The sequence below is a fragment of the Pseudomonas sp. NFACC46-3 genome (assembly GCF_900114515.1).
GTDB lineage: Bacteria > Pseudomonadota > Gammaproteobacteria > Pseudomonadales > Pseudomonadaceae > Aquipseudomonas > Aquipseudomonas fluorescens_Q.
In genome coordinates this window covers 128,768-154,348 of sequence record NZ_FOTH01000007.1, presented here as the reverse complement: position 1 = coordinate 154,348, position 25,581 = coordinate 128,768, and the positions used below count along the sequence as shown (strand labels likewise).

Sequence of the window (25,581 nt, the reverse complement as noted above, 5' to 3'; positions counted from 1 at the left end):
TTTTGTGAGTGCTGCGCACTCAAGCGGGAGCAAGCTCCCTCGCCACAAAAGTGTGTGCTGCATGACGCCTGATGGCTGGAGCGCTCACCCATGAATCTCTCTGGCCCCTTCATCCGCCGCCCCGTCGCGACCATGCTTCTGAGCTTCGCCATCACATTGCTCGGCAGCGTGTGCTTCGGCCTGCTGCCGGTTTCACCGCTGCCACAGATGGATTTCCCGGTGATCGTGGTCCAGGCCAACTTGCCAGGGGCCAGCCCCGAGGTGATGGCTTCGACGGTGGCTACGCCCCTGGAGCGTTCCTTCGGCGCCATCGCCGGGGTCAACACCATGAGCAGCCGTTCCAGCCAGGGTTCTACCCGCGTCATTCTGCAATTCGACCTGGACCGTGACATCAACGGTGCCGCCCGGGAAGTGCAGGCGGCCATCAATGCGTCGCGCAACCTGTTGCCCAGCGGCATGCGCAGTATGCCGACCTATAAGAAGGTCAACCCGTCCCAGGCGCCGATCATGGTGCTGTCGCTGACCTCGGATGTGTTGAAAAAAGGCCAGCTCTACGACCTGGCTTCGACCATCCTGTCCCAGAGCCTGTCCCAGGTATCGGGCGTCGGCGAGGTACAGATCGGCGGCAGCTCGTTGCCGGCGGTGCGCATCGAACTGGAACCGCATCTGCTCAACCAGTACGGCGTGGCCCTCGATGATGTGCGCACCGCCGTTGCCGATAGCAATGTGCGCCGACCCAAGGGCTCGGTGGAGGACGATCGGCGCATGTGGCAGGTCCAGGCCAACGATCAACTGGAGAAGGCCAAGGACTACGAAACGCTGATCATCCGTTATCAGGATGGCTCAGTACTGCGACTCAAGGACGTGGCGAAAGTCACCGACGGCGTCGAGGATCGCTACAACAGCGGTTTCTTCAACAACGATGCCGCCGTGTTGCTGGTGATCAACCGCCAGGCCGGGGCCAACATCATCGAGACGGTCAACGAAATCAAGGCCCAACTGCCGGCGTTACAGGCCGTGCTGCCGGCCAGCGTCAAGCTGAACCTGGCGATGGACCGCTCGCCGGTGATCAAGGCCACCCTGCATGAAGCGGAAATGACCTTGCTGATCGCCGTGGCCCTGGTGGTGCTGGTGGTGTTCCTGTTCCTCGGCAACTTCCGCGCCTCGTTGATCCCGACGCTGGCGGTTCCGGTGTCGCTGGTGGGTACGTTTGCGGTGATGTACCTGTACGGTTTCTCCCTGAACAACCTGTCCTTGATGGCGTTGATCCTCGCGACCGGGTTGGTGGTGGACGATGCCATCGTGGTGCTGGAGAACATTTCCCGGCATATCGACGAAGGCGTTCCCCCTATGACGGCGGCGTATAGGGGGGCCGAAGAGGTGGGTTTCACCTTGCTGTCGATGAACGTCTCGCTGGTGGCGGTGTTCCTGTCGATCCTGTTCATGGGCGGGATCATCGAGAGCCTGTTTCGCGAATTTTCCATTACCCTGGCGGCGTCCATCGTAGTCTCGCTGGTGGTCTCGCTGACCCTCACACCGATGCTCTGCGCCCGCTGGCTCAAGCCTCACGTGCCCGGGCAGGAGAATCGCTTGCAGCGCTGGAGCCAGCGGCTCAATGAGCGGATGGTCCGTGGTTATGCCACCAGCCTGGACTGGGTGCTGCGCCATCGGCGCCTGACCTTGCTGAGCCTGCTAGTGACCATCGGCGTGAACGTCGCGTTGTATGTGGTGGTGCCGAAAACCTTCATGCCGCAGCAGGACACCGGCCAGTTGATCGGTTTCGTGCGTGGCGATGACGGGCTGTCGTTCAACGTGATGCAGCCGAAGATGGAAATCTTCCGCCGCGCCGTACTCAAGGACGAGGCGGTGCAAAGCGTCGCCGGTTTCATCGGTGGCAACAACGGTACCAACAACGCCTTCATGCTGGTGCGCCTCAAGCCGATCAAGGAGCGTAATATTTCTGCACAGAAAGTCATCGAGCGCCTTCGTAAAGAAATGCCCAATGTCCCCGGCGCTCAGTTGATGTTGATGGCCGACCAGGACCTGCAGTTCGGTGGCGGTCGCGAGCAGACCACCTCGCAGTATTCCTACATCCTGCAAAGCGCCGACCTGGCGTCGCTGCGCGCGTGGTACCCCAAGGTCGTGGCGGCCTTCAGGGCCTTGCCGGAGCTGACCGCCATCGACGCTCGTGACGGCGGCGGGGCGCAGCAGGTGACGCTGGTGGTGGACCGCGACCAGGCCAAGCGCCTGGGCATCGACATGGACATGGTCACCGCGGTGCTCAACAACGCCTACAGCCAGCGGCAGATCTCGACCATCTACGACAGCCTCAACCAGTACCAGGTGGTGATGGAGGTCAATCCCAAGTATGCCCAGGACCCGAGTACCCTCGAGCAGGTCCAGGTGATCACCGCCGATGGCGCGCGCGTACCGCTGTCGGCCATTGCCCACTACGAGAACAGCCTGGAGGACGACCGGGTCAGCCATGAGGGTCAGTTCGCGTCCGAGGGCATTTCCTTCGACATGGCCGAAGGTGTCACGGTGGAGCAGGGCACCGCGGCCATCGAACGGGCACTTGCCAAGCTCGGGTTGCCCGAGGATGTCATCGTGAAAATGGCCGGCACCGCCGATGCGTTCGCCGCCACCCAGAAAAGCCAACCGTTCATGATCCTCGGGGCGTTGCTGGCGGTGTACCTGGTGTTGGGTGTGCTCTATGAAAGCTACATCCATCCGTTGACCATCCTGTCTACGTTGCCATCGGCCGGGGTCGGCGCGTTGCTGTCGATCTACGCGCTGGGTGGCGAGTTCAGCCTGATCTCGCTGTTGGGGCTGTTCCTGCTGATCGGCGTGGTGAAGAAAAACGCCATCCTGATGATCGATCTGGCGCTGCAACTCGAACGTGCCGGGCAGACGCCACTGGAGTCGATCCGCAGCGCTTGCCTGCTGCGGTTGCGGCCGATCCTGATGACCACGCTGGCGGCGATCCTTGGTGCCTTGCCGCTGTTGCTCGGCGCCGCCGAAGGCTCGGAAATGCGCCAGCCATTGGGCCTGACCATCATCGGTGGGTTGGTGTTCAGCCAGGTTCTGACGCTCTACACCACACCGGTGGTTTACCTTTATCTCGACAAGCTGCGCCATCGCTTCAATCGCTGGCGCGGTGTGCGCACTGATGCTGCCCTGGAAACTCCGCTATGACCGACCGTTCGCCTTTCAATCTTGCCGCAACGCTGGCCACCGCCCGTGGTTCGCGGGTGCTGAGCCTGGTGCTCTGCGTGGCGATGCTCAGTGCCTGCGCCGTCGGCCCGGATTATCAACGTCCCCAGGCTGCCGAGCCGGTGCAATACAAGGAGGCCCAGGGCTGGCGCCAGGCCAACCCCAGCGATGCGATGGCCAGGGGTGCCTGGTGGGAGCTGTACGGCGATGTGCAACTCAATGGTCTGGTGGACCAGCTCAATGCGTCCAACCAGACCGTGGCCCAGGCCGACGCCCAATACCGGCAGGCCCGGGCGCTGGTGCGCAACGCCCGTGGCGCATTTTTCCCCACCGTGGACCTGACCGTCGGCAAGACCCGCTCCAGTCAGGGCACCGGTAGCAGCAGTTCGAGCCTGAGCAGTTCGTCCAGCGGCATTCGCGACACCTATAGCGCCCAGGCCGGTGTCAGCTGGGAGGCGGACGTATGGGGCAAGTTGCGCCGCACCCTGGAAGCCGACGAGGCAAGCGCCCAAGCCAGTTTTGCCGACCTGGCGGCGATGCGCCTGAGCCAGCAATCGGAACTGGTGCAGAACTACCTGCAGTTGCGGGTGATCGATGAACAGAAGCGCCTGTTGCAGACCACCGTCGACAACTATCAGCGCTCCCTGAAAATGACCGAAAACCAGTACCGCGCCGGGGTGTCCGGCAAGGACGCGGTGGCTCAGGCGCAAAACCAGCTCAAGACCACCCAGGGCGACCTGATCGACTTGATCTGGCAACGGGCCCAGTTTGAAAACGCCATTGCCGTACTGGTCGGCCTGCCGCCGGCCGAGTTCAACCTGGCCGAGACCCAGGACATCCCGTCGCTGCCGCAGATCCCGGTGGCGCTGCCGTCGCAACTGCTCGAACGCCGGCCGGATATCGCCTCGGCGGAACGTTCGGTGATGGCCGCCAACGCCAACATCGGGGTCGCCAAGGCCGCGTATTACCCGGACCTGACCCTGAGCCTCAGTGGCGGCTACAGCAGCAGTACCTACGACAACTGGGTGAGCGTGCCGAACCGGTTCTGGTCGGTAGGGCCACAACTGGCGATGACGCTGTTCGATGGCGGCCAGCGTTCGGCAGAGGTCGACCGTACTGTCGCGGCCTACGATCAGACCGTCGCCACCTATCGCCAGACCGTGCTCGACGGCTTGCGCGAGGTGGAAAATTACATGATCCAGCTCAAAGTGCTGGAAGACGAAGCCCGCGTGCGCCAGGAAGCCCTCGACGCCGCCCGCGAATCCCTGCGCTTGACGCAGAACCAGTACAAGGCCGGGTTGATTGCCTACCTCGATGTGGTGACCGTCCAGGCTACCGCCCTGAGCAACGAACGCAGCGTGCTGAGCCTGCAACAGAGCCGCCTGATCGCCAGCGTGCAGTTGATTGCGGCGTTGGGGGGTGGTTGGGATGGGCAGCTAAAGACGGATGAGTAAGCCGTCGAGCCGATAATGCTGCACGGTATTAAGAGCCGAGATGCATTTGTGGCGAGGGAGCTTGCTCCCGCTGGGCTGCGCAGCAGCCCCTCTCAAGCTCACTCAATCAACCTGATCTACCGTGTCGCCGGGTTTTAGGGCCGCTGCGCGCCCCAGCGGGACAAGCTCCCTCGCCACGGGTCGATCTTCATGAAAGGCGAGCAGTCCCGCTTTTGGCCGATGCACTGCCTACGTCCTGTCGCGCTGGCTTGTTATAGTTCAAGCCTCTTTTCAGCCGGTAAAGGATCACTGCCATGTCGCAATACCAAGCGTTCAACGTCGAACTTGTAGACAACATTGCCCATGTGCAGATCAATCGCCCGGAAAAGATCAACTCGATGAACGCCGCGTTCTGGAGCGAGATCATCGAGATCTTCCAATGGATCGACGACACCGATGCCGTACGGGTGGTGGTGCTGACCGGCGCCGGCAAGCATTTCTCCTCGGGGATAGACCTGATGATGCTGGCGGGCGTGGCCAACGAATTGGGCAAGGACGTAGGGCGCAATGCACGCCTGCTGCGGCGCAAGATCCTGCAACTGCAAGCCTCGTTCAACGCCGTGGACAACTGCCGCAAACCCGTGCTCGCCGCGATCCAGGGCTACTGCCTGGGCGGGGCCATCGACCTGATTGCCGCCTGCGACATGCGTTACGCGGCCGAGGACGCCCAGTTTTCCATCAAGGAGATCGATATCGGCATGGCCGCCGATGTTGGCACACTGCAACGCTTGCCCCGGATCATCGGGGACGGCATGCTGCGTGAACTCGCTTATACGGGGCGCACCTTCGGAGCCGACGAAGCGCGCAGCATCGGCCTGGTCAATCGTGTCTACAGTGACACCGCCAGCCTGCTCGACGGTGTGATGGGCATCGCCCGGGAGATCGCCGCCAAGTCGCCGATTGCCGTGACCGGCACCAAGGAAATGATCAGCTACATGCGCGACCACCGCATCGACGACGGTTTGGAATACGTCGCCACCTGGAATGCCGCCATGTTGCAATCGACCGACCTGCGCGTGGCCATGGCCGCCCATATGAGCAAACAGAAACCTGAATTTCAGGATTGATTGACCATGATTTCACGCTGGACCACCGCAGTACTCGATACCGCTCTTGCTGGCGGCTGGGCCGTCGCCCGCAGCCCTGAGGGCTTTCTGTTCGATGACAACGGCGCGCTGTTTCCCCGCGAATGGCTCAAGCGCCAAGACCTGTCGGTCCTCGCCGAGCACGGCATCGGTCACCTGGATGGCGAGCCGGTCTACCTGCTGGAATTGCACAGCTCGCTGGACATCCCAGGCTGTAACTGGAAAGGCCTGCGGGCGTTCATGCTCGAGGATGACCACACGCTGTACAAAGTGTTGGGCTATGCCGCGCAGATCGGCACCTGGGCCCGCGAACATCGTTTCTGTGGCAGTTGCGGCAAGCGCATGGGTCAGATTCCGTTGGAACGAGCCATGTATTGCGATGCCTGTGAGCTGCGGCACTATCCGCGGATATCACCGAGCATGATCGTGTTGATTACTCGCGGCGATGAAGTCCTGCTGGCCCGTTCGCCGCGTTTCGTCCCGGGCGTCTACAGCACCCTGGCGGGGTTTGCCGAGCCTGGCGAATCGGCCGAGGATTGCCTGGTGCGCGAGGTTCGCGAGGAAGTCAGTATCGAGGTGAAGAACATCCAGTACATGGGCAGCCAGTGCTGGCCGTTCCCCCATTCGATGATGCTCGGTTTCCACGCTGAATATGCTGGTGGCGACATTGTGCCCCAGGAAGATGAAATCGAGGACGCCCAGTGGTTCAACGTCCATGACTTGCCACCATTGCCGGCCTCGCGCTCCATCGCCCGCTACCTGATCGATCTGTATGTGGCGCGGCGCTTAGGCCACGCTGAACCAGTGCTGCCAGGCTAGGCGTACGGTCAAGCCCAGCACCACGGTGATGAACACCGGTCGGATGAACTTCGCACCGCCGCTGATGGCGGTGCGAGCGCCGAAGAACGCGCCGATCATCACCGACAGGCCCATGCTCAGGCCGATGACCCAATCCACTTGCCCGGAAAAGATGAACACCGACAGTGCCGCGATGTTGCTGACGAAGTTCATGCTACGGGCCACGCCACTGGCCTTGACCAGGTCGATGGGGTAGAGCAGCAGGCTGCTCACAGTCCAGAACGCCCCCGTACCCGGCCCGGCCACACCGTCATAGAAACCCAGGCTGAAGCCCTGGGGCGACTGCCATGTCTTCTTGATCGGTGCATCGCTGTCCAGCGGTGCCTTGGGCGTGCCGCCGAACAACAGATACAGGCCGCAGGCGAAGACGATCACCGGCAGCATCTTGTTCAGCCACTCGGCGGGCAAGTAATGGGCGACGATGGCGCCGGTCAGGGCCCCGACCAGAGTGCCGACGAGGGCATGAGTCCACTGCCTTGGGTGGAACAGCTTGCGCTTGTAGAAGGTGAAGCTGGCCGTCGCCGAGCCGAAGGTCGAACTGAGTTTGTTGGTCCCCAGGACCAGATGAGGCGGCAAGCCTGCCGTCAGCAGGGCTGGCGTGGTCAGCAACCCACCGCCACCGGCAATGGCATCGATGAAACCGGCAATGAATGCGACAACAGCAAGAATAGCGAGGGTAGTGAGGTCAACGCTGAGTTCAAAAGGCATGGAATAGGCTTATTTAGCAGGTCGCAGAAGGGCTGCGGGGAAGGCCGGTATGTTACCCATAATGGTGCAGGGCTGCGACAGCCGGTTGGGCGGTGCACCGTAGACCTCACAACCCCGCAAATCCCCGTAACGAGGGAGCCTGCTCACCCAGGGCTGTGCAGCAGCCCCAAAAGGCTTCTGATATCTGCCTGGCACACCGAGACCGCTGGGCGATTTTTTTTTGAAATCAAGGGGTTGCCAGCCTAGGCAAATGAGTACATAATTGCGCCCATCGAACGCACTGGGACGTAAAAAATCTCAATGTTTTCAAGGAGATAGCGCCGAGTAGGTGGCTTGTTTCCTGATCAGTTTGTACTGCGGTTGATGTGGCAGCATCGCATCAAGCGTTCTGAGGCCGAATAGCAAAATGGTTATGCAGTGGATTGCAAATCCACCTACGCCGGTTCGATTCCGACTTCGGCCTCCACTTTTAAAAAGCTCTGTAGATCTATGATTTACGGAGCTTTTTTATTTCGAAGCATTGAAAGCTTTTGTATTGAAAAGGACATGAGCTACCTTGCTTCGCGGGGGAGGGATGTATATATTCCCCCCTCTTGCTGCACCAGCCAGAACATCGGCCATTGGATTTTGCCGATATTTCCATGGCTAACCGCGCTACCGCCCGAATGGCGAAACTGGTAGACGCATGGGACTTAAAATCCCCCGCTCGTAAGGGCGTGCCGGTTCGATTCCGGCTTCGGGCACCATCTAAAATCAAGGGTTTGCGAGCGAAAGCTAATGCAAACCCTTGTTCGTTTCTGCTTCTGGAAATTGCTGCAGAAACGGAGTCCAAGCCTGCGGGTGTTTTCAAGCACAAGCCCTTACACTCGGCGTCGAGATTAGCAAGGGGGTCATATCCTCCAGGCCTTGCCCATTACGCTAATCCTTTACCATGGAGAGGTAACGAGTGAAAACAATCGCAACGATGAGTCTGTTAGCCTTGATGAGCAGCAGCGCTGTATACGCTGGGGAGACAACCTCCGTTGATGGGAAATCGCTGGCTGTGGACTTTGGCGAGCCGACCGTCAAGCAGGTTCTGCACTATCGGAAAATGTACGATAAGAAGCCTTTTCCCGATGCGGAAATTTATTACTACAGCAACGGTTTGTACAAGATCATCTCTCAGGGAGAAAATCATTACGGTGTCTACGTCTTGCAGGGCCAACACACCGATGAGACATACACCGTGAAGTTCATTTCCCTGCCTTCCCCGGATTGGGGAAATAAAACGGCGTATCACCAACTCACCTTTATTCGAGGTGATGAACAAAACGTATTTATCCAGAACGCAATTGTCGACACTGGCGAGGCGATAGCCCAGCAGAATGGGACCTATACGCAGGAAAAAAATACCGTGGTCAATCCGATCAGCACCGCCTGGCAGAAAAAGTGAGCCCATTGTCCCCAGTGGCTTGATGGCAGGTTTTCAGGCATTTTCTGATCATCTAATACTTATAAAACAATAGGTTGCATGATTTATCTCATGCAACCTATTCGGCGTTGATCATCAGTGCCGGCGCCTCACAACCGCCGCCGAAAAGCTTCGAGAATGTCCCGCGTTCCCTTTTTCATTTGCAGTTGGGCAATGGCGTCCAGCGGGTGCCAAAGGCAATCGCTGATTTCATTCTGTGGCTTGGCCGCCGTCGAGTCGCTGACCGATGCTTCGAACACATGATGTTCGGTCTGCCCGTCACTGATTCGCATCAAGTAGAGCAGGTTCTCGACGTCCAGGCCGGTTTCCTCTGCCAACTCCCGTATGGCTGCCCCGGCATGGGATTCCCCGCGCTCGACGGTACCGCCCGGCAACGCCCAGCGGCTATTGGCTTTACGAACCAGGAGGACATGGCGATTTTCCTCGCAGATGACGGTCGCTCGAATTTTCATGGCCGTGCTCGATCTGTGACTGTCATTAAAGTGAAATATATCTGCAATATTTGAGCCTGGCATTAGCTGCTTCGTTCAAATATCGAGTTTTTCAAGGTCTTATCCAATACGACCGCGACGGAGCGGAGAAGACTGAGCTTATTCGTGCCTGCCATCGCTCCAATCCATCTCTCCGACCACTAGCACTAGGTTTTCGACCGGTTATCGCCTCAAATGAATCAGCTTCAAAAAAATGAATCCATGTTGGGTGCATTGGCCGGCCCCGATAGGGGAAGGAAGCGAGAAATGACCACCGTTGAAGACTTCAAGATCAAATCCCATGAGCTCCTGGTGGAGCTCGATACGGCGACATCGGAAATGATGAAACTCATATGTGTTCATCAAATGAGTGGATCGACTTGGGATGAGGCGGTCCAGCGTCAACATGAGGCCTATGAGCAGTGGGTCGCTTATCTGAACGAGCGGGGATAGCCGCCAATGCGCATCTTGAGGGTGCAAATTCTTTGAACGGCGCCTCAACGGCTCTGCCTAATCCTTGAACCGACAAGAGGATTAAGCCATGTCTGAATTAGCCAGTTATTTCTGGATCGCTGTTGCGGTGCTTTTGCTGCTCGTCGATTTGTGGGCGATCGTCAGTGTCTTTCGAAGCGACAAGTCGGCCGGCACCAAGGCTGGCTGGGCCCTGCTGCTGATCATCTTGCCAGTGCTAGGCCTGGTCATTTGGGGCGTAGCCGGGCCTCGCGGGGTCAAGGAAGGTCCTTCATCGCCGGAGCACAGCAAGGGCTAGCCAGGAAGAGGCTGTGGGAGCCACCTCAATGGTTTATCCAATTGCCGCCGGTGGTTTCGCAGTCTTCCTGGGCCTGCTGCAACTGCTCGATACCGTAGTAGTACCACGTCAATTTTGCATTATCGGGAAGAGTGGCCGACCCACCGCGCTTGTCCTTGCTGGTTGAGTGCGGGTTGGCCAACGCTTCCTGGGTCGGCTTCGCCTGGCATGTCGCCACGTATCCCTCGGCACAACGCTCGACTTTACGCTTTTGGGTCGTGAGCGTTCCTTTGCTTTCATTGCTGCAAGACCAATCGAGGGTTTCCGCGGGCATGCCTTTGTATTCGTAGCAACTGTGGCTTTCGATGACTGGGACGGCCTGGCTCTGGGATCGAGTGATGACATCGCAGCCTTGGGCGAAGACGGCGACGGGGCTCGCACAAACGATCAATAGCAGGATTCTGGCATTCATGAGTTTCTCCCTTTGCGGTTTCTGCACCGGTGCCTATCAATTTCGAGGTGCAAAAAAAGCCCGCGTTCCATCAGTTTTCCAGCCGGTAGAACTCAGGGAGAAACAGGTCTGGCGCAGCGCGTCAGCGAAACTTGGGCAGAGGGGGTTCAGCAGGCTTGAGCGACATTAGCGCGCTTTGGATCGACGGGGCATCTTTGTCGATGTCGTTGAGCCGGTCCCGGATGCGCACTGCGGTGGGATGCCCGCCCTGGTGGTCGACCCAGTCGGCGATTTCCTTGCAGGCTGCCGTGAGCCGGGCCTGACGCGATTCGAGCAAGGTGAGCAGGGTGGTGATGGACTCTTTTTCGGACATGTCACACCTCCATTCAGGGGTTGATGAGGCAGCACAAAACCCGCCAGGGGCGGGCTGTGCCGTGGTTTAAGCGTAGTTGAGTTATTTCAGGTCTGTCGAAGAATCCGGCGTCCGGCTAGACAGCCGGTGCGTCGCAAACAATGCCAATGATGTCAGCTGGACTCCTTGACCCAGGACGGCGTGACGCTCGCCCGCCAGCGCACGTCGGTAATACCGTATTTTTCAGCCAGGGGCTTGGAGACCCGCTTGACCTTCTCTCTCCCGAATTTCGGTATGCGCCCGACCCCCGCGTCGCAACTGGCCCAATGCCAAGCCTCGGAGTTATTCATCGCTTCTGCGCGAATAATGAATGACTTGGGTTCGCCATGGAGCATGTAGTCGATGATGTAAAGCGATGGCCCGCCCATAAATCCTCCCTAATTAGTCCTATACGGATGGATACAAAGGCATGCGGAAAATTCCATCGAATTTCCAGACGGTCAAATTAATACCGCCCAGGCTCGAGCACGGAGCAATACCAAAGCGGTCGGAATTCGCGGCAAGGAACCAAACCCGGTTACCCTTCTCCAAGGTGAGCTTCAACACCGTAGGCCAGGGATCAAAGGCGACGCAGCGCGGCATCAACAAAAGGCAAGACATGAAAAACATCGCCAGGGTGCTGTTCGTCGCAGCCCTCACCATCGGTTTGTCGGGTTGCATTGGCGCCCCCATCGAACTGACGCCGCAAACCGAGCAACGTTTGCGCGAACACCCCCCGATCCGTTTCCTGCTGACATTCGATGATGGTCCCAGTGCCTCGTCTTTCTGGAACCCTAGCCTGGAGGTGCTCGACGCACTCGCAGACAATCCGGTACAGCCCGGCATCAAGGCGGTATTTTTCCTGCAGACTCGCGCACCACGTGCTGGTGGCAGTGATATTGGCCGCTCGGTCATGCGCCGTGAACAGCAGGAAGGCCATGTGCTGGCCTTTCATACGGCGACCCACTGGCACACCAATCACCGGTCGCTGAGCCCTGATGAGCTGGAGCAATCGCTCAACAATGGTGGGAGCGACATCGCTGCCATTAGCGGTGCGGCACCGATTTTGGTGAGGCCGCCATTCTGGAGCTTCGACAAGCGCACTGCGGCCGCCTACCGACAGCATGGCCTGCACATTCTGTTGACCGACCTGAGTGCTAATGACGGCAAAGTCTGGGGCATCACGATGAGCCCGCGGCGGCGGATCAACCTGACCCGGCAACTTTCCGAAGTGCGCGAGCGCATCGCCGCCGGGCAACTGCCAGCGGTGGATGGGGTTATTCCAGTGGTGGTGACGTTTCACGACATCAATCGTTATACCGCCCGGCATGCTCGCGAATACCTGCAAATCCTGCTCGAGAGTGCCAAGGCTACCGGCGTGAGGACCGACGCCAAGCCGTTCTATGATGACCACCAGGCGCTGGAGCGAGCGGCCTTGGCTCGGACGGTCGATCACAGCGCTGGGCCCGTGCATTTGCCGGGGCTGTGGGACTGGTTGTGGGATTCGGCTTCCCACTGAGAGCGCCACGAATGCGGCGGGTGTCGCGACGTTCGGTTGGCCGCCCAGCGCAATCCGCGTGTATGGTAGGCCGTGCACCCTTGGTTAAAGTCGGAGGTGACCAATGAGTACTGCAATGCTGACGAAAATGCACATCAACGGTTATGACGTGCTTAGCGTAAACAGCGGCCCGTGGAGGGTCTGCACCCAGGCTGACCGGTTGGGTTCCTTTGCTTCCCGTGAGGAAGCGCTGGCCTACGCCGCCGCGTTGCCGACCCGAAGAGCCCGTAGTGGCCGGCCTGTAAACACGAAATAGAGGGGGCCGGTACATCCACTCTCTCGGTGACAGGTACACCGCTATCGCGAGCAAGCTCCCACAGTTTTTCCGGCTGTTCACCAAAAATCCCCTGTGGGAGCAGCTTGCTCGCGATGCCGGCGGGCCAGCCTGCGCCCGTCACGATGATCAGGCGCGGGCCAATTCCAACGGGACTTCCAGGGTAAACAGAGCGCCTTGCCCCGGTCCGTCGCTATGGACATAAAGGCGGCCATTCATTTCAACCGCCGCCAGGGCGCAGCTGTGCAAGCCAAACCCATGGCCGTCCTTGCGGGTCGTGAAACCGTGATTGAAGATGCGGGCCAGGTTCTCCGGGGAAATGCCTTCGCCTCGGTCCTTGACGCTGAGGCATAGTGTCGTTTCGTCGAGGATGCGGATCCCCAGGGTCATCTCCCGTGGGTGCTCGCTGATGTGCGACATCGCGAATTTGGCGTTGCTGATCAGGTTGATCAGGATCAGCAGCAACCTATGCTTGTCGCCCATGATCGCAGGAACGTCCTGATACTCCTTGATGACGGTGACGTGATGCCGACTGAGCGCGCCCGAGTTCATGCGTAGCGCATCTTCGAACAGATCGCTGACATTGAGCGGTTCGATCAGCCTGGCTGCCCCTGCATAGGTTTGTTGAGTGGTGACGATTTCCTTGATGTGATCGATGCTCTTGGTCAACTGCGCCAGCTCATCGATAAGCACTGCTTGTTCTGCGGCGATGGAGTCGACCAGTTCGTTGAAATAACGCGGCAGCAACCGACCTTTTTCATCATGGGTGATGAACTGGCCAAGATCTTTGGCATGTTCATTCATCATTTTGACCGCCTTGGTGAGCCCGATCGTCTTGCTGTTCCTCAACTTGCGGGTGACGAGTTCGGCTGAAATGTTCACGCTGTTCAGCACATTCCCGACGTTGTGCAACACATTCGTGGCGATTTCGGCCATGCCCGCCATTCGGGCCGCATCTACCAGTTCGCGTTCTGCCTCCATCAGTTCTCGGGTGCGCTCCTGCACGCGCTCTTCGAGCCGTTCATTGGACGTTTGCAGTTGCTGGTTGATCTGGTTGATGACGGCGTAGCTGCGAACCAGTCGCACCGCCAGGTAGATCATCAACAGCGCCATGAGGCTGGCACACGCGCCCAGGTAGATATGGTATTGACGGTCCGCAGCGGCGGTCCTGCGCTGGGTCTCGTTCAATAGCTCGGTGATGCTGTCCAGTTCCTGGGCCACCGGAATCACGCTGATGCGATCCAGCAGATCATTGACGATCGGTTGTTCCTGGATAATGGATTTGACGTGCTGGGTCAGGGCAATGAAAAGGGGCTGGCTGGTCGCAGGCAGTTGATCGACGTATTTTTCCAGATCACTCAATTGGCGCTGCACTTCCTCGGCTTTGTCCGAGGTGACATAAAGTGCGTACTCCAGCGTCGTCAGCGTCAGCTCACGAACATTGGAAGCTGTTGCCAGATGTTCCGTCGGGCTTTCGGCGCTCATCCCGTCGAGCAAGGTTTGAATACCATCCTCGACCATCGGCAACGCATCCAGGGCGGTGCGTAGATTGGCGTTGTGTTGCTGGAATTGATCGACCAGCACCGTTTTGTTCTTGACCGCGTCCACGTAGCCGTTGCGTCTGGATGCCCAAAGAACAGCCAGTGGGCCAGCGTTATTGAGCTGCTCCAACTGCTCCCATCGACTGCCGGCCTCGAGTGGCGGTGTCAAGGACAGGTTGTTGTTCATGCCGATCTTTTTCCTGAGGATCTTGACGTTCCAGTTTGCGTCGGCTTGCTTGAGCTGGCGAATGAAGTCGCGGGATTCGAAGTAGGTCGATGAGTCGTACGTATATGACTTGATCAAAAAGAATATCAGAGCCGAAAAAACAACAAGCGCGATGGCCAATAGGGCGGGCCATTTATATTTTTTGATAATAGTGGTCACGCTATTCTCCTGTTCAGGGCGCTTATCGAAGGAGTCGGTGAATGCTCGAGGGCGGAGAGAGGCTCGAGGGGGAGCCGGAAGGGGGAAAAGTAAACGTCGTGCGGGGGTGGCGTGCCGGTTTGCTTTGGCCTGGGTACACGTTGAGCTCCCTGCTAACGATGAACGTCGGTTTCATGGCTGAGTGTAGCGCTAACGAGAGGGGCGATGCTTGCTGCGCAGCGCGCCGCAGTGAAGCAGGCGCGGCCGGATAGCCGCGCCGGTGGCATTACTTGATGTCGATGAAGGGCAGGGCGCCGTTTGGCAGCACGGTGGTTGGCAAGACACCATTCCAGCGTTCGGCCTTGGTCAGTTCCACCAGGTTCTGGTTGCTGGCCAGGGCCTGGGCCCGTGCCTTGATGGCTTCGGCTTCGGCTTTGCCGCGCAACTCGGTCGCAAGTGCGTCTGCCTTGGCCTGCGCAACTTGCGAATCGGCCTCCGCCTGGGCCTGGGTCACGCGAATCTGTGCTTGTACCTGCTCGGTGGCGAGCTGTTGTTCGCGGGTCTTGACCTGGACTTCCGCAGCCATGCGCGCTTCGATGGCTTTTTCGTAGGCGTCACTGAAGTCGATGTTCTCGACCTGGACGCTGTCGATGATCACGGGGCCGGTAATAGTCGCCTTGATGGCCGTGGAAATATCGTTGACCAGTTGGACGCGGTTCTGCACGGCAGCCACGGCGTTGAACTTGCCGAATACGTTTTCCACCTGGGTTGGCACCTGGCGGCTGATCATCCGGTCGCGGATACCTTCCAGGTCCTTGAACTGGGTATAGACCTTCGCGACATCGGAAGGCGCGATGTGCCAGGACACGGACACCTTGAGCTGGGCGGACTGTTGGTCCTTGCTGTAGGCCTGGAGGTCTTCATAAGCCGTCACTTGGCTCTGGACGCTGATCAGGCGTACCGACTCGATAAAGGGCGTCTTGAAGGACAGTCCCGGTTCAATCACCCCGACCAGCGCCCCGTTGCGCAGCAGTACGCCACGCTCGGTTTCGTCGACCGTGTACCAACTGCCAAAGAACACGCACAACAGGACGATGCCCGCGATTGCAGCAACGATGGAGCCGATGGTTTTACTGGTCACTTTTCTTTCCTTGATTGGCTTGGGAGGGTTTGCCATAGCTGTGTCCAATGTTGAAGCTGCAATTGGCGTTCTGAATGCCAGACACGAAAAAGCCCTGAATGATCAGGGCTTTAACGTTAAAAAATGGCGGAGGCGATGGGATTCGAACTCATGGACCTGTTACAGTCGACGGTTTTCAAGACCGTTGCCTTAAACCACTCGGCCACACCTCCGTACTGCGTTGCGGGCGCCATAATACCCGAATGAAACACACTGTCAAACTCTCTACGTAGCTTGTTACAGAGCGTCTGTTATGATCCTTGCCACTGAATGTTTCAAAACCGGAGGAGTGTCGCCATGCGCGAACAGGATTACGCAGTGAACAACAGCGTGCAGGCTGAGCAGCTAGAGGTTAGCCGCGTCCTGCGCAACACTTATGGCTTGCTGGCACTCACGCTCGCTTTCAGCGGTGTGATGGCTTATGTCGCACAACAGATGCGGGTGGGTTACCCGAACATCTTCGTCGTGCTGATCGGTTTCTACGGCCTTTTCTTCCTCACCAACAAACTCCGTGATTCGGCTTGGGGCCTGGTGTCGGCTTTCGCCCTGACCGGCTTCATGGGCTTTTTGCTCGGCCCGATCCTCAATCGCTACCTGCAAATGCAGGGCGGCGCCGAAGTGGTCAGCTCGGCCTTCGCAATGACCGCACTGGTATTTGGTGGCCTGTCGGCCTACGTGCTGATTTCCCGCAAGGACATGAGTTTCCTGGGTGGCTTTATCACCGCAGGTTTCTTCGTGTTGCTGGGGGCGACGCTGGCCAGCTTCTTCTTCCAGATCAGCGGCCTGCAACTGGCGATCAGCGCCGGCTTCGTGCTGTTCTCCTCGGTCTGCATCCTGTACCAGACCAGCGCCATCATTCACGGCGGCGAGCGTAACTACATCATGGCCACCATCAGCCTGTATGTATCGATCTACAACCTGTTCGTCAGCCTATTGCAGCTGTTCGGCCTGATGGGTCGCGACGACTGATTGCATGGATGATGAGGTGAGAAGCCCGCTTTGGCGTGATGCTGTTCACCTAGAAACAGCGGCGTTTTTCAGAGATGAAAAGCGCCGTTTTTTTTGGTTTTCCGTTTTTAGGTGCATTTTTGGGGGAGGGGATATCCATTTCTGCGGCAACGGATATACACACCAAAGCAAGTAAATCCCGAACCCCTCTCAAAAAAAACGGCACCACCCTTGGAAAAAGGGAAGTGCCGCTTTTGGAGCCCAGGTAAACGGTATTGCCACATGCAGTGGACTTAAGAGGCAAACCGCCGCAACCCCACCGGTGGTACAAAGGCTTCCAGCTCGGCCTCCACGGCCTCGATTATTCGTTCAACATCCGGGGCATTCATCACCGTCGCGCAGGGGATACCCGCAATGGCGATCATGGTCTCGCCGCTGGCACGGTCAAACAGCCGGGCAACCATGCTGCCAGGCGCATCCATGCTTGCTTCGAATCCCATGGGATGGAAGTGCCAGCGCATCAACTGGCAAGCATTGGGGAACGTAACCTTGCTGAAGGATCCTTTATTCATGTGTTGCCCGCCTTCTTCAATCGAGCGCTTCCTTTTGCTCATGTCAGGAAGGAAGAGCCATCATGGCTCTACCAGTGAGAACTAAAAATAGCACCTGAAAATGAAGCTCATGTGGATTTTTTCAGTCCGTTTTGCGATTGGTTCACTTTTTTTGATCTGGATCACGACTTAAACGGCAATGTCCAGAATGCCATCACGCTTGGCTGGGCTTGTCCCGAGGCTTGGACAATGGCTCTGGCACGCGGCTTTTCCAGGCGATGAGCAGGGCCAGGATCATCATCGCCAGGGCGACGGCGAAGGTCATGTGCAGACCGTTCGTCACAGCCGCGGGGCTGGCGCCGGTAATGTCATTCGTCGCCGCCGCGGCTGCAAACACCGCGCCGAGCACGGAGGCTCCGGTGAAAAAACCCAGGTTGCGCGACAAGTTGAGCAGCCCGGCGATGACGCCTCGCCTCTGGGCTGCTACATCGGCCATGACTGCCGTGTTGTTGGCCGTCTGGAAGAACGCATAGCCAAGGGTCGTCACCACGATAGCCGCGAGGTAGCCGACGGTGCCAAGGGTAGGGGGGACCAGTGATAACATCAGGCAGCCGAGCACCATGTTCGCCAGGCCGGCGAGTCGCATGGGATGCACGCCGAAGCGATCCACCAGGCGCCCGGCAGGTACTCCGGCCAGCGCCGCAACAGATGGGCCTACGGCCAGGGCCAGTCCTACGAAGGCCGCCGGCAGTGCGAGGGTGATGGACAAGTAAAAAGGCCCGACCAGCAGCGTCGCCATCATGACCGTCGCAACCAGGGCGCTCGTCACCAGGCCTGATACCAATGATCTGTCGCGGAACACTTTCAAGGGTATCAACGGCGATACGGCCCGGGACTGGGCCCGAATGAATAGCCCGCCGCCCACGAGGGCGATCAGCAGCAGCGCAAGATTCAATCCGCCAAAGCTCCCGCGTCCGGAAGTCATGGACAAGGCATAGGTGGCGAGCGTCACTGCCAACAGCAAGGTACCGGTTACATCGAAGCGGGTTCCTTCGGGCTTCGGCGGCACTTCACGCACCGGTAGCGAATACCACGCCAGCCCTAGCGTCAGCAGGCCCAGTGGGATGTTGACCAGGAACAAGGCCGGCCAACCGAACCCGCTGATCAGCATGCCGCCAAAGGACGGTCCGAGGGCTGTGCCCACTGCCGACAGTGTTGCCAGTAGCCCCATGGCGCTGCCGGTTTTTTCCTGGTCGACCGTTTCGCCCACCAGCGCCAGGGTCAGCGTCATCATGATGGCGGCCCCCAGGCCTTGCAGCGCCCGACCGGCGACCAGCAGCCAAAGCGAGGGCGCCAGGCCGCATACCGCTGATGCCAAGGTGAACAGGGCGATACCGGCCAATAGCAGCTTGCGCCGGCCCATCAGGTCTCCCAAGCGGCCGACACTGACAATCAGCGTGGTGATTGCCAGCAGATAGGCCAGCACCACCCATTGGACCTGCTGGAAAGAGGCTCCGAGCACCTCGGCCAGCGTCGGCAGTGCCACCGCAGCCACACTGGCGCCAAGGGAGGCCAGCAGCGTCGAGAGCGCAAGGCTGGCCAGGGCCCAGCGAGGTGAAAAGAGCCGGTGTGCGGGCGCGGTTGCCGGCCGGTTTTGTTGCGTGTTGACGGGTTTCATCGTGTCACCTGTATCCGTGGCGCTCGAAACGGAGCTGTCAGAACGTTACGCCTGGGCATAACATGGCGGAAGACGCAGCATTTGCACGTTATAGCTGCAACAAACGCCATCTGTTCAAATCGAGATACCGCCATGTCCTCGCCTGATCTCAATCTGCTCGTCACCCTTGATGTGCTGCTCTCGGAAGGCAGCGTGGCCCGGGCCGCCCGGCGCTTGCAGCTCAGCCCGTCGGCCATGAGCCGGGCACTGGCGCGGTTGCGTGAAACCACCGGTGACCCGCTGTTGGTTCGGGCTGGGCGAGGGTTGGTGCCGACCCCTCGTGCGCTGGAGTTGCGCGAACAGGTCAGCCACCTGGTGCAGCAGGCCCAGGCGGTGCTGCGGCCAGTGACGACCCCGGATCTTGGGCGCTTGAGCCGAACCTTCACGTTGCGCACCCGTGAAGGGTTCGTGGAAAACTTTGCCATCGACCTCATCACTCGCATCCACGAGCAAGCGCCCGGCGTGCGCCTGCGCTTTGTGGAAAAGACCGACCGGGACAGCACGACACTTCGCGAAGGCACCGTGGACCTGGAGACCGCCGTCGTGGACAAGGACACCAGCCCGGAACTACGAACCCAGGCGTTGTTCAGCGACCGCTTGATTGGCGTTGTGCGCGCGGGACACCCGCTGAGCCAGGCAACGGTGAGCGCTGCCGGTTATGCCGCAGGCGGGCATGTCGGTGTGTCGATGCGCGGCCTGGATCATGGCCTTATCGACCAGGCCCTTGCGGCTCTGAATCTGTCCCGCGAAATCGTCACCACGGTGCCAGGCTTTTCCTCGGCGCTGGGACTGGCCCGCTCCAGTGACCTGATCGCCAGCGTGCCCGAACGCTACACCGTGAGCCTGCGGGTCGGCCTGCACAGTTTTACGCTGCCGTTTTCCGTACCTGGGTTCACGATCGCCATGCTCTGGCATCCGCGGATGGACGCCGATCCTGTGCATCGTTGGCTTCGAAGTTGTCTGCGGGAAGTGTGCGCACGTAAACCGTAGAGATTTAGTAGATATTCGTTAATAGCATTTCGCTGGCACTTAGTTGGCGAAAGTGCGACGCCGTACGCAAATTGCTAGTTATCGATATTTAATATTTAAATAGTTTTTTGTCCGACAATCCGCAACTCGGGCGGTTTAGCTGGGGCACTAACGAGGCAGAACCCTATTGTTTATGGGCGTTACGGGCAGGGCGTGAAATTGAACGAAAAAAATTGCTAGACGTTTGATTTCCAATTGTGTCAGGTTTCTTACGTCCTCATTGGGCGAGTGATAGGACGATCTCGCCAGAGATTGTCTGTCTGACTAAAACTGTTCCATTTGCAAACAAGGAAGTGTGTTTATGTCGAAAGTCAAAAGCAGCGCTATTGATTCTGCCGAACAACTCCTCTGGGCGCCGCAATCATTGGCGGCTGCCAGTAATGCGTTCAACCAGATCAATAGTTTCAGCCACCAATACGACCGGGGCGGTAACCTGACCGTCAACGGCAAACCGTCGTACTCTGTCGACGAGGCGGCCACTCAGTTGCTGCGCGACGGTGCGGCTTACCAGGACCGGGACGGCAGCGGCAAGATTGAGCTGACCTACACTTTCCTGACTTCCGCCTCTTTCAGCACCATGAACAAGCATGGGATCAGCGGCTTCAGCCAGTTCAGTGCGCAGCAGAAAGGCCAGGCCGCCCTGGCCATGCAATCCTGGGCGGACGTGGCCAATGTCACCTTCACCGAAAAAGCCAGCGGCGGCGACGGTCACATGACCTTCGGCAACTACAGCGGCGGCCAGGATGGCGCGGCTGCGTTTGCTTATCTGCCAGGGACGGGTGCCGGCTATGACGGGACCTCCTGGTACCTGATCAACAGCAGCTACACCCAGAACAAGAACCCGGAACTGAACAACTATGGCCGCCAGACCCTGACCCACGAAATCGGTCACACCCTCGGCCTGGCCCACCCGGGTGACTACAACGCTGGCGAAGGCAGCCCGACCTACGATGACGCCACTTATGGCCAGGACACCCGTGGCTACAGCGTCATGAGCTACTGGAGCGAAAGCAATACCGACCAGAACTTCAGCAAGGGCGGCGTCGAAGCCTACGCCTCCGGTCCGCTGATGGATGACATCGCGGCCATCCAGAAGCTCTACGGTGCCAACACCACGACCCGTACCGGCGATTCGACCTACGGTTTCAACTCCAATACCGGTCGCGATTTTCTCAGTGCGTCATCATCGTCGGACAAAGTGGTGTTTTCGGTATGGGACGCAGGTGGCCGCGATACCCTGGATTTCTCCGGTTTCACCCAGAACCAGAAAATCAACCTCAATGACGCCTCGTTCTCCGATGTTGGCGGCATGGTAGGCAACGTCTCCATCGCCAAGGGTGCCGTCATCGAAAACGCCATCGGCGGCTCCGGCAGCGACTTGCTGATCGGCAACACGGTAGCCAACGAGCTCAAGGGTGGAGCGGGCAACGATATCCTTTGGGGGGCCGGTGGTGCAGACAAACTCTGGGGCGGCTCGGGGTCGGACACGTTCGTGTTCGCCGCCAGTTCCGATTCGCGGCCTGGAGCGACGGACCAGATCCTCGATTTCGTCAGCGGCCTGGACAAGATCGACCTGACCGGTATCACCAAGGGCGCGGGCCTGCACTTCGTGAGCGCGTTCACCGGTGCGGCGGGCGATGCGGTGTTGTCGACATCGGGTGGCAACAGCCTGCTGTCGGTGGACTTCTCCGGGCACGGCGTGGCTGACTTCCTGGTCAGCACCGTTGGCCAGGCTGCGGTCTCGGATATCGTGGCCTGATGTCCCTGTCCCGTGGGGGCGGCTGCTCCTGCGGGACCTCGGCCAGGATGAAAAAAATGCGTAGAAAATTCATGCCCAGTAGCGTTCGAGCAACCGCCGGGTTGCTCGCTACGCTGATGATGTTTTGTGGAGAAGCCGCCATGGCGCGCAGCCTGTTGTTAGCAGAACCCTCGCAGTTGGCCGGTCAGTGGCAGGCTGTTTTGTCGAGCCCGCAGGACAACGCGCAAACCCAGGCGCTGCAGGACAAACCGTCCAACAGTTGCCTCGTCGAACTCAAGGCGGATCAGACCCTGGGCGGGCAAACCGATTGCCTGGGCCAATGGCTGGGGGATGAGCCGGTTCGTTGGTTCACTGAACCCGACGGACTTTCCCTGATTGGCAAACAAGACTCCAGGACACACTTGGGCCTGCGTCAGGGAGACCATTATCAAATGACGTTGAAGTCCGGTTTGATACTCAGGCTTGAACGAAATAAGTCCCAGAGTGCTCATTAACGAATGAGTACAGTTGAGTCTTGAACGAAGTGCGCTTGTTTGAACAGGCGTGCTTTTCGGTGTCGGCCGAATCGAATAACAAAGTTTGGCAGTTGAATAACGGCCAGTTCGCTGGCGAAGCCAACAACAAGGAAGATCATGGATAGGGTAAGGAGCGCTGCTTCGGCGCCGCTGTTTAAAGCGCTGGGCGATTATAAAAATATTTTGATCAGTGTTGGATGTTTTACCGCGCTGATCAATGTCCTGATGCTCGCGCCTTCGATTTATATGCTCCAAGTGTATGACCGCGGGTTGTCATCACAGAACGAGACCACGCTGGCGATGTTGTCATTGATGGTCGTCGGCTTCTTCGTATTCATCGGGCTGTTGGAAATGGTCCGCAGCTTCGTGGTCATCCGTATCGGCAGCCAGTTGGAAAGGCGCTTCAACCTTCAGGTGTACAAGGCCGCGTTCGAGCGCAATCTGCGCCAGGGGGAAGGCAACGCCGGGCAATCCCTGGGCGACCTCACGCATATTCGCCAATTCCTCACCGGGCCGGCGCTGTTCGCGTTCTTCGACGCACCGTGGTTTCCCATCTATCTGCTGGTGATCTACCTGTTCAACGTGTGGCTCGGCGTGTTTGCCTCCGTCGGCACGCTGCTGCTGATCGGCTTGGCCTGCCTGAACGAGGCCATGACCAAAAAGGCCTTGGGGCAGGCCAGCGTCTACTCGCAACAATCCAGTCAACTGGCCACCAGCCATTTGCACAACGCCGAGACGATCCAGGCCATGGGCATGCTCGGCGCGCTGCGCAGCCGCTGGTTCGCCGTGCACTCACGGTTTCTGGGCCTGCAGAACCAGGCCAGCGACACCGGCGCGGTCATCAGCTCCTTGAGCAAGACCCTGCGCCTGTGCCTGCAGTCGCTGGTGCTGGGTTTGGGCGCGTTGCTAGTGATCAAGGGCGACATGACCGCCGGGATGATGATTGCCGGCTCGATCCTGATGGGCCGGGTGTTGAGTCCTATCGACCAGTTGATCGCCGTGTGGAAGCAGTGGAGCGGCGCCAAGTTGGCTTACCGGCGTCTCGACGCGCTGTTGCAAGCGTTTGCGCCCCAGGACGACGGCATGACGCTGCCTGTGCCTAAGGGCCAGGTGAGTTTCGAACACGTCAGCGCCGGGCCGCCAGGGCAACGCAACGCGACGCTGCAGCAGGTCAGCTTCAGCCTGGCCGCGGGGGAAGTGCTGGGTGTGCTGGGGGCGTCCGGTTCCGGCAAGTCCACCCTGGCCCGGGTGCTGGTGGGCGTGTGGCCGACCCTGGCGGGTACGGTGCGCCTCGACGGGGCCGATATTCATCGCTGGAATCGCGAGCAACTCGGCCCGCACATCGGCTATCTGCCACAAGACATCGAGCTGTTTTGCGGCAGCATCGCCGAGAACATCGCCCGGTTTCGCCAAGCCGATCCGCAAAAGGTCGTCGCCGCCGCGCAGCAGGCCGGGGTCCATGAGCTGATCCTGCGCCTGCCCCAAGGCTATGACACGGTGCTGGGGGAGGACGGCGGTGGTTTGTCCGGCGGACAGAAACAACGGGTTGCGCTGGCCCGGGCGATGTACGACCGGCCGAGCCTGGTGGTGCTCGATGAACCCAACTCCAACCTCGACACGGTTGGCGAAGCGGCGCTCGCCAGTGCCATCGCGCAGATGAAGGCCCAGGGCACCAGTGTCGTGCTGGTCACTCATCGTTCCTCGGCACTGGCCCAGGCCGACAAGTTGCTGGTGCTCGACGAAGGCCGGCTACAAGCCTTCGGCCCAAGCCAGCAAGTGTTGCGGGCGCTTTCCGGCCAGTCGGGTTCACAGGACAACGCGCTACGCAGCTCACCGCCGAACAGTCCCCAGGTGGCCCCCAACGGACTGAGCATGAGTCGCCAGTACCAGGCCGCCAGCAAACCCGGCGGCGCATGAGCAAGGAGCTCGACATGAATCTCGAACATACGCAGGACGTTGAGCGGCCGGAGCGCGACGCCCACTTCTTCACGCGCGTGGGCTGGGCACTGGCGCTCGTTGGCGCGGGCAGTTTTTTCACCTGGGCCAGCCTGGCGCCGTTGGACCAAGGCATCCCCGTGCAGGGCACCGTGGTGGTTTCAGGCAAGCGCAAGGCGGTGCAGTCGATGAGCAGCGGTGTGGTCAGCCGGATCCTGGTGCGCGAAGGCGAAGCGGTGAAGCAGGGCCAGCCGCTGTTTCGCCTGGACCAGACCCAGGCCGCCGCCGATGTGCAATCGCTGCAGGCGCAGTACCGGATGACCTGGGCGAGCCTGGCGCGCTGGCAAAGCGAGCGGGACAACCTGTTACAGGTAAGTTTCCCGGCTGAGCTGAGTCGCGATCCCGATCCACGCCTGGCCCTGGTGCTTGAAGGCCAGCGGCAACTGTTCAGCAGCCGCCGCGAAGCCTTCGCCCGGGAGCAGGCGGCGTTGCGCGCCAACATCGAGGGTGCGGCGGCGCAATTGGCGGGTATGCGTCGGGCCCGCAGCGACCTGACCGCCCAGGCCGAATCCCTGCGTCTGCAACTGGGCAACCTGCAACCCTTGGCCGACAACGGCTATATCCCGCGCAACCGCCTGCTGGACTATCAACGCCAGCTGTCGCAAGTGCAGCAGGAACTGGCGCAGAACAGCGGCGAAAGCGGGCGGGTGGAGCAGGGGATCGTCGAGTCGCGATTGAAGCTGCAGCAGCACAACGAGGAATACCAGAAAGAGGTGCGCAGCCAGTTGGCCGACGCCCAGCTCAAGAGCGAAACCTTGCAAGAGCAACTGAAATCCGCCGGCTTCGAGCTGCAACACAGCGAAATCCTTGCCACCGCCGATGGCATCGCCGTCAACCTGGGGGTGCACACCGAGGGCGCCGTGGTGCGCCAGGGCGATACCTTGCTGGAAATCGTCCCCCAGGGCACGCGGTTGGAAGTGGAAGGGCATCTGCCGGTGCATCTGATCGACAAGGTCGGCGCGCATTTACCGGTGGACATCCTGTTTACCGCCTTCAACCAGAACCGCACGCCAAGGGTGCCTGGGGAAGTCAGCTTGATTTCTGCCGATCAAATGCTCGATGAGAAGACCGGCGCGCCGTATTACGTCCTGCGCAGCAGCGTCAGCGACGTGGCGATGGACAAGCTCAACGGCCTGGTGATCAAGCCCGGCATGCCGGCCGAGATGTTCGTGCGCACCGGCGAGCGCTCATTGCTCAACTACCTGTTCAAACCGCTGCTCGACCGAGCCGGCTCTGCGTTGACCGAAGAATAAGGATGTCCG

24 protein-coding genes and 3 tRNA genes are annotated in these 25,581 nt (G+C 59.5%); 17 read left to right on the top strand and 10 right to left on the bottom strand.

The annotated features are described in order from the left end of the window. The first annotated feature begins 90 nt into the window (after window positions 1–90). The 4 genes from BM300_RS10605 (at window position 91) to nudC (ending at window position 6,610) form a co-directional block, all read left to right on the top strand. Window positions 91–3,195, top strand: a complete 3,105-nt coding sequence (locus tag BM300_RS10605) for an efflux RND transporter permease subunit (RefSeq protein ID WP_092462819.1) — start codon at window positions 91–93, stop codon at window positions 3,193–3,195. Further along, on the top strand, window positions 3,192–4,667 hold the full coding sequence (locus BM300_RS10600) for an efflux transporter outer membrane subunit (protein ID WP_092143651.1): 1,476 nt from the start codon (window positions 3,192–3,194) through the stop codon (window positions 4,665–4,667). The genes BM300_RS10605 and BM300_RS10600 overlap by 4 nt, the downstream gene beginning before the upstream one ends. 293 nt (window positions 4,668–4,960) lie before the next feature. Further along, window positions 4,961–5,773: a crotonase/enoyl-CoA hydratase family protein gene (locus tag BM300_RS10595; RefSeq protein WP_092462817.1), complete on the top strand. Its 813-nt coding sequence runs from the start codon at window positions 4,961–4,963 to the stop codon at window positions 5,771–5,773. A 6-nt stretch (window positions 5,774–5,779) separates the two neighbouring features. Next, window positions 5,780–6,610, top strand: coding sequence for an NAD(+) diphosphatase (gene nudC / locus BM300_RS10590; protein ID WP_063321342.1), 831 nt, complete (start codon window positions 5,780–5,782; stop codon window positions 6,608–6,610). Here the strand turns inward: nudC and BM300_RS10585 are convergent. Further along, the gene (locus BM300_RS10585; RefSeq protein ID WP_092143641.1) at window positions 6,578–7,357 is read right to left on the bottom strand and encodes a TSUP family transporter; all 780 of its coding nucleotides are present in this window, start codon (window positions 7,355–7,357) and stop codon (window positions 6,578–6,580) included. The genes nudC and BM300_RS10585 overlap by 33 nt on opposite strands. A 392-nt stretch (window positions 7,358–7,749) precedes the next feature. Here BM300_RS10585 and BM300_RS10580 point away from each other — a divergent pair. The 3 genes from BM300_RS10580 to BM300_RS10570 all read left to right on the top strand — a co-directional run bounded on the left by BM300_RS10580 (window position 7,750) and on the right by BM300_RS10570 (window position 8,789). Further along, window positions 7,750–7,823, top strand: a tRNA-Cys gene (locus BM300_RS10580). A 193-nt stretch (window positions 7,824–8,016) separates the two neighbouring features. Continuing rightward, window positions 8,017–8,103, top strand: a tRNA-Leu gene (locus BM300_RS10575). Between the two features lie 218 nt (window positions 8,104–8,321). After that, entirely contained in the window at window positions 8,322–8,789 is a 468-nt protein-coding gene (locus BM300_RS10570) for a hypothetical protein (protein ID WP_092143638.1), read from the top strand. Between the two features lie 128 nt (window positions 8,790–8,917). Here the strand turns inward: BM300_RS10570 and BM300_RS10565 are convergent, their stop codons facing one another. Beyond that, window positions 8,918–9,280: an NUDIX hydrolase gene (locus tag BM300_RS10565; protein ID WP_092347992.1), complete on the bottom strand. Its 363-nt coding sequence runs from the start codon at window positions 9,278–9,280 to the stop codon at window positions 8,918–8,920. 285 nt (window positions 9,281–9,565) lie between these two features. On the opposite strand from BM300_RS10565, the gene BM300_RS10560 reads away from it, so the two are divergent. Continuing rightward, window positions 9,566–9,751, top strand: a complete 186-nt coding sequence (locus BM300_RS10560) for a hypothetical protein (RefSeq protein WP_003201747.1) — start codon at window positions 9,566–9,568, stop codon at window positions 9,749–9,751. 88 nt (window positions 9,752–9,839) lie between these two features. Beyond that, a complete protein-coding gene (locus BM300_RS10555) occupies window positions 9,840–10,067 on the top strand; it encodes a PLD nuclease N-terminal domain-containing protein (protein ID WP_014338117.1) in 228 nt (75 codons plus the stop codon). Window positions 10,068–10,092: 25 nt separating this feature from the next. Here BM300_RS10555 and BM300_RS10550 read toward each other — a convergent pair whose 3' ends face one another. The 3 genes from BM300_RS10550 to BM300_RS10540 all read right to left on the bottom strand — a co-directional run bounded on the left by BM300_RS10550 (window position 10,093) and on the right by BM300_RS10540 (window position 11,277). Next, on the bottom strand, window positions 10,093–10,518 hold the full coding sequence (locus BM300_RS10550) for a hypothetical protein (protein ID WP_092224602.1): 426 nt from the start codon (window positions 10,516–10,518) through the stop codon (window positions 10,093–10,095). A gap of 121 nt (window positions 10,519–10,639) precedes the next feature. Next, a complete protein-coding gene (locus BM300_RS10545) occupies window positions 10,640–10,870 on the bottom strand; it encodes a hypothetical protein (protein ID WP_063321315.1) in 231 nt (76 codons plus the stop codon). Window positions 10,871–11,022: 152 nt separating this feature from the next. Then, complete coding sequence (locus BM300_RS10540) at window positions 11,023–11,277, bottom strand: DUF6555 family protein (RefSeq protein WP_063321314.1); 255 nt, start codon at window positions 11,275–11,277, stop codon at window positions 11,023–11,025. 230 nt (window positions 11,278–11,507) lie between these two features. Between BM300_RS10540 and BM300_RS10535 the strand changes: the two genes are divergently transcribed. Together BM300_RS10535 and BM300_RS31360 are read left to right on the top strand one after the other, a co-directional pair. Then, a complete protein-coding gene (locus BM300_RS10535) occupies window positions 11,508–12,407 on the top strand; it encodes a polysaccharide deacetylase family protein (protein ID WP_092462837.1) in 900 nt (299 codons plus the stop codon). A 103-nt stretch (window positions 12,408–12,510) separates the two neighbouring features. Continuing rightward, window positions 12,511–12,702, top strand: coding sequence for a hypothetical protein (locus BM300_RS31360; protein ID WP_013693334.1), 192 nt, complete (start codon window positions 12,511–12,513; stop codon window positions 12,700–12,702). 147 nt (window positions 12,703–12,849) lie between these two features. On the opposite strand, the gene BM300_RS10525 is transcribed toward BM300_RS31360, so the two are convergent. The 3 genes from BM300_RS10525 to BM300_RS10510 form a co-directional block, all read right to left on the bottom strand. Further along, window positions 12,850–14,646, bottom strand: coding sequence for a DAHL domain-containing protein (locus BM300_RS10525; RefSeq protein ID WP_092462815.1), 1,797 nt, complete (start codon window positions 14,644–14,646; stop codon window positions 12,850–12,852). Between the two features lie 265 nt (window positions 14,647–14,911). Continuing rightward, on the bottom strand, window positions 14,912–15,766 hold the full coding sequence (locus BM300_RS10515; RefSeq protein WP_083569183.1) for a prohibitin family protein: 855 nt from the start codon (window positions 15,764–15,766) through the stop codon (window positions 14,912–14,914). A gap of 124 nt (window positions 15,767–15,890) precedes the next feature. Beyond that, window positions 15,891–15,978: transfer RNA gene (locus tag BM300_RS10510), tRNA-Ser, on the bottom strand. A gap of 124 nt (window positions 15,979–16,102) precedes the next feature. On the opposite strand from BM300_RS10510, the gene BM300_RS10505 reads away from it, so the two are divergent. Then, window positions 16,103–16,774, top strand: a complete 672-nt coding sequence (locus BM300_RS10505; RefSeq protein WP_003201763.1) for a Bax inhibitor-1/YccA family protein — start codon at window positions 16,103–16,105, stop codon at window positions 16,772–16,774. A 272-nt stretch (window positions 16,775–17,046) separates the two neighbouring features. On the opposite strand, the gene BM300_RS10500 is transcribed toward BM300_RS10505, so the two are convergent. Next, window positions 17,047–17,325, bottom strand: coding sequence for a DUF1652 domain-containing protein (locus tag BM300_RS10500; protein ID WP_003201764.1), 279 nt, complete (start codon window positions 17,323–17,325; stop codon window positions 17,047–17,049). 193 nt (window positions 17,326–17,518) lie between these two features. Continuing rightward, a complete protein-coding gene (locus BM300_RS10495) occupies window positions 17,519–18,982 on the bottom strand; it encodes an MFS transporter (protein WP_092143623.1) in 1,464 nt (487 codons plus the stop codon). Between the two features lie 132 nt (window positions 18,983–19,114). Between BM300_RS10495 and BM300_RS10490 the strand changes: the two genes are divergently transcribed. The 5 genes from BM300_RS10490 (at window position 19,115) to BM300_RS10470 (ending at window position 25,572) form a co-directional block, all read left to right on the top strand. Next, the gene (locus BM300_RS10490) at window positions 19,115–20,011 is read left to right on the top strand and encodes a LysR family transcriptional regulator (protein ID WP_092462813.1); all 897 of its coding nucleotides are present in this window, start codon (window positions 19,115–19,117) and stop codon (window positions 20,009–20,011) included. A 340-nt stretch (window positions 20,012–20,351) separates the two neighbouring features. Further along, on the top strand, window positions 20,352–21,809 hold the full coding sequence (locus BM300_RS10485) for a serralysin family metalloprotease (protein ID WP_092462811.1): 1,458 nt from the start codon (window positions 20,352–20,354) through the stop codon (window positions 21,807–21,809). Between the two features lie 71 nt (window positions 21,810–21,880). Next, on the top strand, window positions 21,881–22,303 hold the full coding sequence (locus tag BM300_RS10480; RefSeq protein WP_092143753.1) for an AprI/Inh family metalloprotease inhibitor: 423 nt from the start codon (window positions 21,881–21,883) through the stop codon (window positions 22,301–22,303). Between the two features lie 138 nt (window positions 22,304–22,441). Further along, window positions 22,442–24,241 carry a type I secretion system permease/ATPase gene (locus BM300_RS10475; RefSeq protein WP_092462809.1) on the top strand — a complete coding sequence of 600 codons (1,800 nt, stop codon included), beginning with the start codon at window positions 22,442–22,444 and terminating at the stop codon, window positions 24,239–24,241. Beyond that, window positions 24,238–25,572 carry an HlyD family type I secretion periplasmic adaptor subunit gene (locus BM300_RS10470; RefSeq protein ID WP_063321305.1) on the top strand — a complete coding sequence of 445 codons (1,335 nt, stop codon included), beginning with the start codon at window positions 24,238–24,240 and terminating at the stop codon, window positions 25,570–25,572. The genes BM300_RS10475 and BM300_RS10470 overlap by 4 nt, the downstream gene beginning before the upstream one ends. Window positions 25,573–25,581 lie beyond the last annotated feature (9 nt).

What these genes read in the sequence shown, in the direction of transcription:
- BM300_RS10605 (WP_092462819.1), top strand. Translation starts at nt 91, where the DNA reads ATGAATCTCTCTGGCCCCTTCATCCGCCGCCCCGTCGCGACCATGCTT.
- BM300_RS10600 (WP_092143651.1), top strand. Translation starts at nt 3,192, where the DNA reads ATGACCGACCGTTCGCCTTTCAATCTTGCCGCAACGCTGGCCACCGCC.
- BM300_RS10595 (WP_092462817.1), top strand. Translation starts at nt 4,961, where the DNA reads ATGTCGCAATACCAAGCGTTCAACGTCGAACTTGTAGACAACATTGCC.
- nudC (WP_063321342.1), top strand. Translation starts at nt 5,780, where the DNA reads ATGATTTCACGCTGGACCACCGCAGTACTCGATACCGCTCTTGCTGGC.
- BM300_RS10585 (WP_092143641.1), bottom strand. Translation starts at nt 7,357, where the DNA reads ATGCCTTTTGAACTCAGCGTTGACCTCACTACCCTCGCTATTCTTGCT.
- BM300_RS10570 (WP_092143638.1), top strand. Translation starts at nt 8,322, where the DNA reads ATGAGTCTGTTAGCCTTGATGAGCAGCAGCGCTGTATACGCTGGGGAG.
- BM300_RS10565 (WP_092347992.1), bottom strand. Translation starts at nt 9,280, where the DNA reads ATGAAAATTCGAGCGACCGTCATCTGCGAGGAAAATCGCCATGTCCTC.
- BM300_RS10560 (WP_003201747.1), top strand. Translation starts at nt 9,566, where the DNA reads ATGACCACCGTTGAAGACTTCAAGATCAAATCCCATGAGCTCCTGGTG.
- BM300_RS10555 (WP_014338117.1), top strand. Translation starts at nt 9,840, where the DNA reads ATGTCTGAATTAGCCAGTTATTTCTGGATCGCTGTTGCGGTGCTTTTG.
- BM300_RS10550 (WP_092224602.1), bottom strand. Translation starts at nt 10,518, where the DNA reads ATGAATGCCAGAATCCTGCTATTGATCGTTTGTGCGAGCCCCGTCGCC.
- BM300_RS10545 (WP_063321315.1), bottom strand. Translation starts at nt 10,870, where the DNA reads ATGTCCGAAAAAGAGTCCATCACCACCCTGCTCACCTTGCTCGAATCG.
- BM300_RS10540 (WP_063321314.1), bottom strand. Translation starts at nt 11,277, where the DNA reads ATGGGCGGGCCATCGCTTTACATCATCGACTACATGCTCCATGGCGAA.
- BM300_RS10535 (WP_092462837.1), top strand. Translation starts at nt 11,508, where the DNA reads ATGAAAAACATCGCCAGGGTGCTGTTCGTCGCAGCCCTCACCATCGGT.
- BM300_RS31360 (WP_013693334.1), top strand. Translation starts at nt 12,511, where the DNA reads ATGAGTACTGCAATGCTGACGAAAATGCACATCAACGGTTATGACGTG.
- BM300_RS10505 (WP_003201763.1), top strand. Translation starts at nt 16,103, where the DNA reads ATGCGCGAACAGGATTACGCAGTGAACAACAGCGTGCAGGCTGAGCAG.
- BM300_RS10500 (WP_003201764.1), bottom strand. Translation starts at nt 17,325, where the DNA reads ATGAATAAAGGATCCTTCAGCAAGGTTACGTTCCCCAATGCTTGCCAG.
- BM300_RS10495 (WP_092143623.1), bottom strand. Translation starts at nt 18,982, where the DNA reads ATGAAACCCGTCAACACGCAACAAAACCGGCCGGCAACCGCGCCCGCA.
- BM300_RS10490 (WP_092462813.1), top strand. Translation starts at nt 19,115, where the DNA reads ATGTCCTCGCCTGATCTCAATCTGCTCGTCACCCTTGATGTGCTGCTC.
- BM300_RS10485 (WP_092462811.1), top strand. Translation starts at nt 20,352, where the DNA reads ATGTCGAAAGTCAAAAGCAGCGCTATTGATTCTGCCGAACAACTCCTC.
- BM300_RS10480 (WP_092143753.1), top strand. Translation starts at nt 21,881, where the DNA reads ATGCCCAGTAGCGTTCGAGCAACCGCCGGGTTGCTCGCTACGCTGATG.
- BM300_RS10475 (WP_092462809.1), top strand. Translation starts at nt 22,442, where the DNA reads ATGGATAGGGTAAGGAGCGCTGCTTCGGCGCCGCTGTTTAAAGCGCTG.
- BM300_RS10470 (WP_063321305.1), top strand. Translation starts at nt 24,238, where the DNA reads ATGAGCAAGGAGCTCGACATGAATCTCGAACATACGCAGGACGTTGAG.